The sequence below is a fragment of the Agarivorans sp. QJM3NY_30 genome, assembly GCF_050870855.2.
GTDB lineage: Bacteria > Pseudomonadota > Gammaproteobacteria > Enterobacterales > Celerinatantimonadaceae > Agarivorans.
The window spans coordinates 1737582-1749426 of the sequence record NZ_CP194038.2; the positions used below are offsets into that span (position 1 = coordinate 1737582).

Genomic DNA, 11845 nt, shown 5'->3' on the forward strand with positions numbered 1-11845 from the left:
ATCTGGATGACCGTTAGCATGATAACTCGCTACTAAAAAGGGATAAATCACGCAGATAAACGAAGTATTTCTATTTTATCCAGCTATCTTAACGTTCTAAGTTGAAAAAAATGGTGGTTTTTACTGATCTAGCTCAGTTTGGTGAGAACATACAGTAGCTTCTTGCTGGAGCCATGAATATAATGCCCCGCGATTGCCGCTACTAGCACAACGGAGTCCTCTGTATCGGCCCAATAAATACCTGTTGTCCAAGGAACATACATCGAGATGTTAGAGAAACTATTTAAATTAAAGGCGCATGGTACGGATCTGCGCACTGAAGTTATTGCTGGGATTACTACCTTTTTAACAATGGCTTACATTATCTTTGTAAACCCAAGCATGTTAGCGGCCACTGGGATGGATCAAGGAGCGGTATTTGTCGCGACTTGTTTAGCGGCCGCAATTGGTTGCTTTATTATGGGCTTGTATGCCAATTATCCGATTGCTCAAGCGCCGGGAATGGGCTTGAATGCCTTTTTCACCTACGGGGTGGTTCTTGGTATGGGACACACTTGGCAAGTTGCCTTGGGTGCGGTATTTCTCTCGGGTTGTATTTTCACTTGTTTGAGCTTATTTAAAGTTCGTGAATGGATCATTAACTCGATCCCACAAACACTGCGGGTTGGTATTGCCGCGGGTATTGGTTTGTTCCTCGGTTTTATTGCCTTACAAAATGCCGGCATCGTGGTGGATAACTCAGCCACTTTGATCAGTTTAGGTCACCAAAACCCGCATCAGATGATCTTAGCGGCTTTAGGTTTCTTCCTGATTATTGGCTTAGAATACCGCAAGGTTAAAGGTGGTGTACTTATCTCCATTTTGGCGATTACCGCTTTATCTATTGTACTGGGTTATAGCCAGTATCATGGTGTGATGTCGATGCCACCGAATCCAGCACCTACTTTCTTACAACTGGATATTGCGGGCGCCTTCGATATATCGATGCTCAGTGTTATTTTTGCATTTTTGTTTGTGGACTTGTTTGATACAGCTGGAACCCTTACCGCGGTTGCGCAGCGTGGCAACTTATTGGATGAACACGGTCACTTACCTAATTTGAAAAAAGCGTTGTTGGCCGATTCAACGGCCACTGTAACCGGGTCACTATTGGGAACGTCAAGCACCACATCTTACGTTGAAAGTGGAGCGGGTGTTGAAGTTGGCGGACGCACTGGTCTTACTGCTGTGGTTGTGGGGATCTTATTTGTATTGGCATTGCTGTTCTCTCCTCTGGCCGGGATGATTCCTGCCTATGCCACTGCTGGTGCCTTGTTCTATGTTTGTATCTTGATGCTATCGGGTCTCGTCAATGTTGATTGGACTGATTTGACCGAGGCTGCACCCGCTGCAATTGTGGCAATCTTGATGCCCTTGTCCTTCTCGATTGCCGATGGTATAGCGGTTGGTTTTATTTCTTACGCAGTGATTAAATTACTGGCTGGACGCCATAAAGAAGTTCCCCTTAGCGTATGGGTTCTGGCGCTAGTATTCTTGCTAAAGTTTGCATTTTTCTAGTCATTTTGTATTTTTTATAAAAAGCCATCACAACGTGATGGCTTTTTTTTATGTTATATTTTCTTCATTAATCAATATTTAGGCCTGCGAATGTGAAAGAGAATCTCTCTGAAGTGCTGTTTAAACCACGGATCAATGTGCTCGAAACATCGGCAATTTCTAATACTTTGGCGAAGGATTCTACAGCGGAAGGACAACAAGAAGGACGTAACTGGTATCGTTTGTTACGTCGTGAATATTGGGCTTGGTTAGGTTTAGACCCGATTGAAACCGAACGCTTATTTGCCGACATAGCGATAAGTGATAAACCTCGTACCAGTGCATTACTCGATACGGTGGGGGGCTATCAACCAGGAAATTGGAATTTTGAGTGGATGCAACGTGCCGTGCGTCATCAAACGGAAGCCAAGAAAGCCGAGCAAGGTGGTGATAAATCATTAGCTTACCAGCAGTTTTTAAATGCTAGCTATAGCGCGACGATTGCCGCTTATCCACATTTTAAAGGGGATGATCTGGCCACTTCGGCTCAAGCTTTAGCTTACAATAACTTTGCTTCGGCGATGCAACAAAGTGAATATGTTTGCAAGACCATGCAGATTCCCATCGAAGGTAAGAAAGTCGCCTGTTATCTGCATCTGCCCGATACCGATTCGATAAAACCGGTGGTATTAGTTAGTGGTGGACTTGATACTATACAAACTGAGCTCTATCCCATATTTGAACGGTTTTTAGCGCCTGCAGGTATTGCGATGTTAAGTATAGATTTACCCGGCGCTGGTTTCTGTTCACCGTGGCGCTTACAGCAAGATAGTAGCCGAATTCATCTGGCTGTATTGGACTACTTGCCAGAAATTCCTTGGGTGGATCAAGATAGAGTGGGGATCTTGGGTTATCGTTTTGCTGGAAATGTTGCGGCGCGTTTGGCTTTTCTTGCTAGTAACCGCCTAAGAGCTGTGGTCACGATTGGTGCGCCAGTCGACCGACTATTTACCGATGTCACCCGTTTTCAGTCGATGCCGCAAATGTATCGAGATTGTTTAGCGAACCGCAGTGGTGGTAACTCGGCGAATCGCGATAACTTATTCTATCGTTGTCTGCCTTTGTCACTGAAGACCCAAGGAATTTTAGGTGGCGCTAGAACCAAACTGCCGATGTATATTGTTGGACGAGAGAACGACCCAATCTCACCGCAAGCAGATATTACGCTGCTCGGTGCTGCCTCTCAAAGCAGTCAGGTTAGTATGATGAAAGAGCATGATTACTTACAAAATTACAATCAAATCTTTACGGAGGTCACGCAATGGTTACAAAAGCATTTGTGACTTCATTATGTTGTGGTCATTATGGTAAGGTAATAATTTAGACAATAATCACTATGGAGAGATTAAGCGCATGGAAGTGACTTGGCCAAGCCATGGAAAGTTAAGCTCAACATTTACGGCTATGGGTCCTTATTATCGGAAGGAACATAGCGTAAAGGAACAGTATTTTTTTGATTGCCTAGCCTCATGTGTTAGCGCTAAGCCAGCAGCTGAAGAACGAGAGTTTTTTGGTTGGTGGCTGGAGTTGCGGCTGGTTGATAGTGGCTTTGAATATCATTATTGGTATGGTCTCTACGACAAACAAGGTGAATGGCAAGAAATGTCGATCCCGCAAAAAAATCTGCAAGAGGTGCAACAGTCTTTAGACGTTTTCTACCAAAAATTAGTTACCCAACTGGACAAATTTAGTATCACCCTGAGTGCTGCTCCTTCCTTATCCCCGAACTTGACTCTCCCGGCAGCTTAAACGAGAAAGTTATATAAAATTGGCGCACAGAGTCTGTGCGTCAGGTTTTTATCAGGTAGAATACAAGCTTTGCGTTTTACCCGAGTTGGGATCATTAATTACCATGTCGAAGCAAACTATTGTTGTTAAGTTGGGGACCAGTGTGCTTACTGGTGGCACTGCTAAACTCGATCGAGCCCATATGATAGAGCTGGTTCGTCAGTTTTCCCTGTTACGCAAGGCTGGTCATCAGCTTATCGTTGTCACCTCCGGTGCGATAGCCGCAGGACGCGAGCATCTATCGTTGACCCATTCTAATATCGCACCAACTATCGCCAATAAACAAATGTTAGCGGCAGTTGGTCAGACCCGTCTGATTCAAGTGTGGGAAAGTTTATTCAGTATTTACGGCCTGCATGTCGGACAAATGCTGCTAACACGTGCCGATTTAGAAGATCGGGAGCGCTTTCTCAATGCGAAGGATATGCTGAAGGCTTTATTAGCGCATGGTATTGTGCCCATTATTAATGAAAATGATGCGGTTGCCACAGCCGAAATCAAGGTCGGTGATAACGATAACCTCTCGGCCTTGGCGGCAATCCTCGGCGAAGCCAATAAATTGCTGCTGTTGACGGATCAACCCGGTTTATTTACTGCAGACCCTCGTAATAATCCTCAGGCAAAATTGATCGAAGAAGTCCACGAAATTGATGCTTCAATTCGCGCCCTCGCTGGCGATAGCATCAGTGGTTTGGGCACTGGTGGTATGACGACTAAGTTACAAGCGGCGGAAATTGCTGGTCGTGCAGGCATTGAAGTGGTGATTGCTGCCGGGCATAGTGAAAATGTGATCACCCGGATGAGTAAAGGGGAGAGTGTTGGCACCCGATTCTTGGCAATATCAACGCCCCTGGAGCATCGCAAACAGTGGATCTTGGCTGGACCGCCGCCCCATGGTGAGTTAGTGCTCGATGGAGGGGCATGTAAAGCCGTTGTCGAGCGAGGATCTAGTCTATTACCTAAAGGCATTATAATCGTTAAAGGCGAGTTTAACCGGGGCGATGTGATAAGTTTGGTGAATACAGACGGTTTAGAGATCGCGCGTGGTATCTGTCGTTATCAGGCAAAAGATATGCAACAAATAAAAGGCTTACATTCAGAGCAAATCGATAAGACTCTGGGTTATGGTTATGGGTCGGTGGCGGTTCACCGTGACGACCTAGTACTGAAATAGGATGAATAAATGAGTTTACAGCAATTAGGCCAGCGAGCTAAACAAGCGAGCTTTGAACTGGCGACATTAACGACTCGTCAAAAAAATCAGGCTCTGGCTGCTATTGCCAGCCAACTCGAAGCGCAGCAAGCCAGCATTTTAGCCGCCAACAATGTAGACCTAGAGGCCGCTCGTCAAGCAGGCTTGTCTGAGGCTCTACTGGATCGCTTAATGTTAAATAGCGAACGGTTAGCTGGGATCGCCAATGATGTTCGAAATGTGATTTCTTTAAATGATCCGGTGGGTAGCGAGATGGACTGCCGGGTTCTAGAAAATGGTTTACGTTTATCTCGTCGCCGGGTGCCACTGGGTGTGGTAGGGGTGATTTATGAAGCTCGGCCTAATGTGACCATCGATATTGCCGCCTTATGTTTAAAAACGGGGAACGCCAGTATTTTACGCGGTGGTAAAGAAACTTTTCACTCGAATATGGCCTTGGTTGCAGTGATCCAATCGGCCTTGCAACAAAGTGGCTTACCTGCTGCTGCGGTACAATATATTGAACAGCCAGACCGTGAATTAGTCGCCGAATTGCTTCGTTTAGATGAATATGTTGACATGATTATTCCGCGAGGTGGCGCAGGGCTTCATAAAATGTGCCAAGAGAATAGTACGATCCCAGTGATTATTGGTGGTTTTGGTATTAGTCATATTTACGTGGATAACAGCGTAGACTTGGCTGCGGCGATCAAGGTGATTGAAAACGCCAAAGTACAGCGCCCATCAGCATGTAATGCTTTAGATTCCTTATTGGTGGATCAGAATATTGCCGCGGAGTTATTGCCGCAATTAGCCGAGTGTATGAACCAATCTTCGGTGAAATTAGTGGCCACCGACAATGCCATGAGCGGATTGGCTGCGGCCAAGGATTTACAGTTAGCCAAGGCGGGTGATTTTGACACCGAATGGCTGAGTTATACCTTGGGCGTGAAGGTGGTCGCCAATGTGGATGAAGCTATCGCCCATATGCGAAAGCACAACGCGAGTCATTCAGATGCTATTTTATCGAACAATCTGCAGTCGGTAGAACGGTTTGTGAATGCTGCGGGTTCGGCGGCGGTGTATGTGAATGCTTCGACGCGATTCACCGATGGTGCTCAGTTTGGTTTAGGTGCTGAAGTTGCGGTATCCACCCAGAAACTACATGCACGTGGTCCGATGGGCTTGGAAGAACTGACCAGCTACAAGTGGGTCGGGATTGGCGATATGTTGGTCCGGCCTTAAATATGAGCAATTGAAGCTAGTCTGAGGGCTAGCTTATTTATTCAAGGGAAGTTCATGGCGCGTCACTTATGGTTAATTCGTCATGCCAAATCGAGTTGGCAACAGCCTTGGATAAACGATCGGGAACGTCCCTTGAGTGCTCGAGGAAGAGCCGCTGCGGCATTGATGGCATGTGACTATGCGTTGCCATTTGCTCGACTTGAATTGCTGCAATGCTCACCAGCGATCCGCGCTCAACAAAGCTGTGAATATTGGTTAACCCAACGTCAGTTGCACTGTGACCGGTATATCGAAATCGACCTGCATGTCACAATTGAGGCAAGTTTATATACCAGTCGCTGGGCGGATCTACTGTTACATATCCAAGCTTTCGCCGATCGTTACCATCATGTTGCGCTGATTGGGCATAATCCGGCTTTGGAACAGTTGCTGGAATACCTAACGGCGCAACAGTTGCCTAAATTTCCGACGGCGAGTCTTGCTATCCTAGAGTGTAATGTCAGCGCTTGGTCCGAATTGACAGAAGGTAGTGCTAACCTGGTGCTGTTTGATACCCCCAAACGTCGGCTCGCGGCAAAGCCTTGAACCCTTATACCAACGAATTGATTTGTATTTATAGGCGATGAGCTGAGGGGTTTGAAACAAGCGTGCAATGAGCACAGGGATAAACAGCGCCTGACTTATCCCTAGATGTGATCAATTCGCTTATTTCTCAAATAGAGCTGCAACCTTGTAGTCCGAATGGAAGCTAATTTCACTAAAGGCCGTCCAAGTTCTGGCTACGTTTGTTCCAAAGCCTATAATTCGAGCATATTTGGCAGTAATGGGCGTAAAATTATAACGTTCAAAATCTTTGACCTTACCACTGGTCCAGGTTTTAAAGATACGTCGCCATTTTTTACCATCCATGGAGGTTTCCAAAGCAAATTTTTGTTTACGTTCATTCCCCTTATAAATCATGACATCTACCGAGTTTATCTCCTGAGGAACGTTGAATTCAAAATCTATCCATGATTCGCCTTTGTTTGCCCAGCGGGTTTTGTTGTTTCCGTCGATAACATTAGTTGCGATATGATTTTGGTCATGACTATTCGCAGTCACCTTCACCACATAGTAATTTGCAAGGCTTGAACCAGAGAATGCCAGCAAGGCGCCTAGAACCATCACATTGACTATTTTCTTCATTCCTTTATTCCAAATAAGTACATTTTTCAAGGCCGGGTACGATTTTTGTTCAAGTTGACTCGATAAAGGGTCAACATTAAACAATGTTCTCTCCTGCGCTGTATTACCTTGCAAATATTTGTTTAGGCTGGTTTGATTAAGCCTATTTTTATTATGATTTGTTTATCAAAGGAGCGACAAGGCGCTCAAGTGAGGCCGATGTTTGGCTTCATTCTTAATGATACTGGTCTCAGTGTTGCGTATGAAAGCTGCTGAAGCCTGCGCCAAGTTAAGATTTGGCGCAGGCCTTACGGTTAAGTGTTTAGACTATTTTGTAAACTCAACAGCAGCTGAATCATCGGATTGGAAACGGATATCATAAAAGGCGGTCCAGCTCTGGGATACATCGGTACCAAAACCATTGATCCGTGCAAATTTAGCTGTCACTGGTGCGAAATTATAGCGTTCGTAATCTCGGGTGGTTCCGCTACTTACCGCTTCAAAAACTTTCTGCCAGTTTTGACCATCGCTTGATACTTCTAAGTTAAAACTGGCTTTTCGTTCATCTCCTTTGAAGACTGATAGGTCTAGCTTTGAGAGTTTTTGCTCACCTGCGAATTCAAATTGGATCCACGATTCGCCTTTATTTGCCCAGCGAGTTTTTTTGCTGGAATCAAGTACGTTTTTCGCAACGTGGGCTTTATCGTGGCTATTGGCCTTCACATCGACAATTTCTAGATTAGCAAAGGCTGAGCTTGAGCATAGTAGGGCACTAATTAGTAAAAATGTTTTTTTCATTTCGATCTCCATATGTTAGTTATATTTTTTTATTGTAAATCTCTCGTTTATCGTAAGTGCTAGATTTTCCTAAATATTCACCGTGAATATAACCACCCTCAGAAATAAACTCTGGGATTTGCTGCGGTTGTCCTTTTAAAGTTGCATCTAAGGCCACTAACGCTAGCGGCTCTAGTGCATCAATTCTGGCATTAAGCAAAGCGTGATGATTTAGGAAGTATCCACGAATAAAGCGATGTTTAAGAATGTTGTTGCCAATCGCTCGCGCCAATTCGAGATATTGCTGGTCAGAGGATATCTTGTACATTTCGAGGGCACTGAAAATACCGCTAGGATCTTGATTATTAAGGTTTAAGTTTAATTGGCTCGGTTTTGTTTTTGGTTCGCCAATATCTCCCCATCCAAGATGTTTTGTCATGTTGCGTGCTAGGGCCCATAACGCTTGGTCGCCAGATAAACGATAAGCCTTTAATAAGGGAAATAAATACTTTTCACTGTCGATGACTTGAGCTTGAAATATACGGCCTTTTTTTCCGTAGTAACCGTCGCGTACTAATGGGATCCCCGTGATATCAGTACCATCATTGAATACCGCTTTAAATTGGCCTCTTTCGGCATCGTAAGCCACTCGATAAAAACCTTTTAAGTCTTTCACCGCCCAGCTTAAGATTTCGCTGTCTTGATGTTTTTCGGCAATGTAAAGCTTGACCAAGGCACTGCTGATGGCTATCGAATTAGCATTGCCTCTGAACAAGACATTGCCTTCTTTGGCTATCGCACCATATTCAGGACCAAACTGGCGTTGGGCACGGTCACCATATTTAGAATTGGTGTCATTATCGGATGGGGGAGATGATTCTCGTTGGCGCGGTGATGTAAATTGATAAACTGGGGCTCCAGTTTTTGGGTTACTGGCGAGTTCATATTGTTTTAGTAAAAATTTAGCCCAGTGATTGGCACCTTCAGCAATCTTCGGTTCGGCTAACTCTGTCAGTTTATAGGCCGCGTAGATAAGGTCTGAGCCGGCATTGATAAAGCTTAGACCTTTACTGAGAGGTAACTCGGGCAGTTTTGATGGTTCGACAATATCATCGGATAGCTTGCGTTGAAAAACTTTATCATTATAAGATTTTGAATATCGACCATGACGCCCCATATCCATCCTCTTCCAATTATCTAGGTGAGCGTTCCAAAAAGCTTTTATATATTTTTCAGTTGCCTTCGCATCCACTTGATGCAGAAAACTATAATAAGGAAAGTGATTTTTTAATTCATGAACTTGGTTTTTATTCTGAGGGCCTTCTAATTCCAAGCTATCCAGATTAATAAAACGATGACCTCCCCAAAAGAATAATCCATTTTCATGACTATAATTTTCTAGAAAATATCGCGCAGTTTTTTCTGCGGCTTGGTGGTACTTATCATCGCCAGTCACTAGGCTGAGACCATTTAAAGTTCGCATGAAGTTTTGTTGGCTCGCAAAGTTTGAAATAGTCACACGGTGTTTATCTGGGTAGATCCATTCGACTGGTTTTCGAGTGATGGTGTTCACGCCATCGGCGAGCAGTGGACTGCGATTTGAATGACTTCTTGCTTCGGTTAATACGTTATTCACATAGCTCTTCACCGCCTCTAAACGGCGTGCATCTTGATTGTTATATTGAGTACCAGCTTGCGCAATAAGAGGTAGTAAAAGCGATAAAACGGTGAGCGTTCGCATATTCGCGGTTTAATTACCAAGTCATGAGTTGTTCCTAGATTAATAACGTATTCAATTTTTTGTCAATTTATTTAAATTAATTGAACCGTTATTTCAACCATTGATCACAATCGTGTTAGTGAATGAAATATATCGATTATCTATTTGATGGTTTTGTCGGTTTAAACTGCCCTTGAATGAACGGGATTTACCAAGCTAAGATTACCGAGCATTTTGGGGAAGGGGTCGGAGCTTGCGGTTAAATGTGGCAGCGCGAGCTAGGGTAGTTATTGGTTGCAAGCATGTGGGATCCGGAGAGTATGACTCTCCGGGGGAATCTAGTGGTGACTATTTAACTTCGATGCCTTTCGCTTGTAGGTCAGCATGGTAGCTAGAACGTACCAGAGGACCACAGGCCGCATGAGTAAAGCCCATTGCCTCAGCTTGTTTGCGAAGCTCGTCAAACTCTTCTGGTGGCACATAGCGGGCTACGGGCAAGTGATGTCGACTTGGTTGCAAGTATTGTCCCAGTGTGAGCATGGTGACGCCATGGTCACGTAAATCTTGCATTACTTGCAGAATTTCTTCATTGGTTTCACCCAAACCCATCATTAACCCGGATTTGGTGGGGATATTCGGATGAAGCTCTTTAAAGCGTTTTAGCAAGGTTAATGACCACTGATAATCTGAGCCAGGGCGAACCTGTTTATATAGGCCTGGCGCCGTTTCTAGATTGTGGTTAAACACATCCGGGGGATTGCCATCTAAAATTTCTAGAGCCTTATCCATACGGCCTTTAAAATCAGGGACTAAAGTTTCAATCTGAATCTTTGGACTACGGCTGCGAATTTCTTTCACACATTCGGCAAAGTGGCCCGCGCCGCCATCCCGTAAGTCGTCGCGATCAACTGAAGTAATCACCACATAGCGAAGTTTCATATCGGCGATGGTCGCAGCTAATTTTACTGGTTCTTCTTGATCTAAAGCCAGTGGTTTTCCATGACCAACATCGCAGAAAGGACAGCGACGAGTACAGATGTCACCCATGATCATGAACGTAGCCGTGCCATGGTTAAAGCATTCGGCTAGGTTAGGACAGGAAGCCTCTTCACATACCGAGTGCAAGTCATGCTTGCGCATTGCACTTTTAATTTCATTGATTCGGGTACTATCTGAAGGTAATTTAATACGCATCCAGTCCGGCTTGCGTAACATGGTTTCCTTCTCTGAAGGGATCACTTTTACCGGAATAAATGCCATTTTGTCGGCATCACGAAGTTTTACTCCGGCTTCCAATCGCACTTTTTTTGCACTCATAATGGGAGCTGTCCTCGTTGATATTCTATTTGGCTATAGCCAAGTTGTTGTGCCAAAATCTCGGTGATTTTCTCAGCCACTTGCTCGACACTGGCTGAGTGTTGAAAATCGGCAATCTGGGTCATCTCCAATCCAGCGTAACCGCAGGGGTTAATCAGTAAAAATGGACTTAAATCCATATTTACATTCAGCGCTAGGCCATGAAATGAACAACCTCGACGGATCCGCAGACCCAAAGACGCGATTTTTTTCTGTTGAACATAGACCCCAGGGGCCTCTTTCTTGGCATAAGCTTCGATTTGATAACTAGCCAAGGTTTCGATGATACTTTGTTCTATCGCGGTAACTAATTGGCGTACACCAAGTTTACGACGACGAATATTCAGCAAGGGGTAAGCAACTAATTGACCCGGCCCATGGTAGGTCACTTGTCCACCGCGATCCGCTTGAATGACTGGAATGTCACTCTTTGCTAAAAGGTGTTCGGGTTTTCCGGTTTGGCCTTGAGTAAACACTGGCTCATGCTCTACCAGCCACAGCTGATCAAGCGAGTCTTCAGTACGTTGCTCGGTGAAATCTTTCATGGCTTGGAAAACCGTTTGGTAATCCTGCTGGCCTAAATGGCGAACCTGTAATATTTGCTGATTGGACATTTATAATACGTGTCGAACGTCTTCTATGGCACCAATTTCGGTGTAAAGGCTTTCAATATGAAACTTACTCGTGACTTTTACCACTAAGGTAATGGATTTGTAGTTTCCCTTGCTACTTGGACGAGTTCGCGGGCTATAGTCACCAGGCGCTAAGTTCTGAATCACACTAAGCACTTCATCTTCTAATGTGTGGCTATTCACTCCCATGATTTTAAAGGTAAAATCGCAGGGAAAATCAAGATATTCATCAAATTTGGTTTGCATAACTGACCTAAGGATACCGTTCTAGATGCTTTCAAGAAGCGAACTTAAAATAAAAACGCGTTATTCTAACGCGTTTTTATGATGTTTGCCTAAAATTTCCGTATCGCTTTATCTTCTATCAAGCTAGTC

The 11845-nt window shown here is 44.5% G+C and carries 12 protein-coding genes; 6 read left to right on the top strand and 6 right to left on the bottom strand.

The genetic code is table 11. The features are described from left to right. Positions 1-267 precede the first annotated feature (267 nt). The 6 genes from ACRRSX_RS07975 (at position 268) to ACRRSX_RS08000 (ending at position 6406) form a co-directional block, all read left to right on the top strand. Complete coding sequence (locus tag ACRRSX_RS07975; protein ID WP_432453731.1) at positions 268-1557, top strand: NCS2 family permease; 1290 nt, start codon at positions 268-270, stop codon at positions 1555-1557. A gap of 92 nt (positions 1558-1649) precedes the next feature. Continuing rightward, positions 1650-2879 (top strand): alpha/beta hydrolase, encoded by a 1230-nt coding sequence (locus tag ACRRSX_RS07980; RefSeq protein WP_432453730.1) that lies wholly within the window; start codon positions 1650-1652, stop codon positions 2877-2879. Positions 2880-2949: 70 nt separating this feature from the next. After that, positions 2950-3345, top strand: a complete 396-nt coding sequence (gene crl / locus ACRRSX_RS07985) for a sigma factor-binding protein Crl (protein WP_432453729.1) — start codon at positions 2950-2952, stop codon at positions 3343-3345. A 103-nt stretch (positions 3346-3448) separates the two neighbouring features. Further along, a complete protein-coding gene (proB, locus tag ACRRSX_RS07990; protein WP_432453728.1) occupies positions 3449-4558 on the top strand; it encodes a glutamate 5-kinase in 1110 nt (369 codons plus the stop codon). A gap of 9 nt (positions 4559-4567) precedes the next feature. Continuing rightward, a complete protein-coding gene (locus ACRRSX_RS07995) occupies positions 4568-5821 on the top strand; it encodes a glutamate-5-semialdehyde dehydrogenase (RefSeq protein ID WP_432453727.1) in 1254 nt (417 codons plus the stop codon). 54 nt (positions 5822-5875) lie between these two features. Continuing rightward, positions 5876-6406, top strand: coding sequence for a SixA phosphatase family protein (locus tag ACRRSX_RS08000; protein ID WP_432453726.1), 531 nt, complete (start codon positions 5876-5878; stop codon positions 6404-6406). 120 nt (positions 6407-6526) lie between these two features. Here ACRRSX_RS08000 and ACRRSX_RS08005 read toward each other — a convergent pair whose 3' ends face one another. From ACRRSX_RS08005 to ybeD, 6 genes are all read right to left on the bottom strand, one after another. Then, positions 6527-7006 (bottom strand): discoidin domain-containing protein, encoded by a 480-nt coding sequence (locus ACRRSX_RS08005; RefSeq protein WP_432453725.1) that lies wholly within the window; start codon positions 7004-7006, stop codon positions 6527-6529. Between the two features lie 306 nt (positions 7007-7312). Beyond that, on the bottom strand, positions 7313-7783 hold the full coding sequence (locus ACRRSX_RS08010; RefSeq protein ID WP_432453724.1) for a discoidin domain-containing protein: 471 nt from the start codon (positions 7781-7783) through the stop codon (positions 7313-7315). 19 nt (positions 7784-7802) lie between these two features. Further along, the gene (locus tag ACRRSX_RS08015; RefSeq protein WP_432453723.1) at positions 7803-9503 is read right to left on the bottom strand and encodes a hypothetical protein; all 1701 of its coding nucleotides are present in this window, start codon (positions 9501-9503) and stop codon (positions 7803-7805) included. Between the two features lie 327 nt (positions 9504-9830). Then, complete coding sequence (gene lipA / locus ACRRSX_RS08020; RefSeq protein ID WP_432453722.1) at positions 9831-10799, bottom strand: lipoyl synthase; 969 nt, start codon at positions 10797-10799, stop codon at positions 9831-9833. Beyond that, on the bottom strand, positions 10796-11452 hold the full coding sequence (gene lipB / locus ACRRSX_RS08025; protein ID WP_432453721.1) for a lipoyl(octanoyl) transferase LipB: 657 nt from the start codon (positions 11450-11452) through the stop codon (positions 10796-10798). Before lipB ends, lipA begins: the two co-directional genes overlap by 4 nt. Further along, positions 11453-11716, bottom strand: coding sequence for a DUF493 family protein YbeD (ybeD, locus tag ACRRSX_RS08030; protein WP_432453720.1), 264 nt, complete (start codon positions 11714-11716; stop codon positions 11453-11455). Positions 11717-11845: the final 129 nt, after the last annotated feature.

Excerpts from the sequence above, each read along its gene's own strand:
- ACRRSX_RS07975 (WP_432453731.1), top strand. The coding sequence starts at position 268 with ATGTTAGAGAAACTATTTAAATTAAAGGCGCATGGTACGGATCTGCGC.
- crl (WP_432453729.1), top strand. The coding sequence starts at position 2,950 with ATGGAAGTGACTTGGCCAAGCCATGGAAAGTTAAGCTCAACATTTACG.
- proB (WP_432453728.1), top strand. The coding sequence starts at position 3,449 with ATGTCGAAGCAAACTATTGTTGTTAAGTTGGGGACCAGTGTGCTTACT.
- ACRRSX_RS07995 (WP_432453727.1), top strand. The coding sequence starts at position 4,568 with ATGAGTTTACAGCAATTAGGCCAGCGAGCTAAACAAGCGAGCTTTGAA.
- ACRRSX_RS08000 (WP_432453726.1), top strand. The coding sequence starts at position 5,876 with ATGGCGCGTCACTTATGGTTAATTCGTCATGCCAAATCGAGTTGGCAA.
- ACRRSX_RS08005 (WP_432453725.1), bottom strand. The coding sequence starts at position 7,006 with ATGAAGAAAATAGTCAATGTGATGGTTCTAGGCGCCTTGCTGGCATTC.
- ACRRSX_RS08010 (WP_432453724.1), bottom strand. The coding sequence starts at position 7,783 with ATGAAAAAAACATTTTTACTAATTAGTGCCCTACTATGCTCAAGCTCA.
- ACRRSX_RS08015 (WP_432453723.1), bottom strand. The coding sequence starts at position 9,503 with ATGCGAACGCTCACCGTTTTATCGCTTTTACTACCTCTTATTGCGCAA.
- lipA (WP_432453722.1), bottom strand. The coding sequence starts at position 10,799 with ATGAGTGCAAAAAAAGTGCGATTGGAAGCCGGAGTAAAACTTCGTGAT.
- lipB (WP_432453721.1), bottom strand. The coding sequence starts at position 11,452 with ATGTCCAATCAGCAAATATTACAGGTTCGCCATTTAGGCCAGCAGGAT.
- ybeD (WP_432453720.1), bottom strand. The coding sequence starts at position 11,716 with ATGCAAACCAAATTTGATGAATATCTTGATTTTCCCTGCGATTTTACC.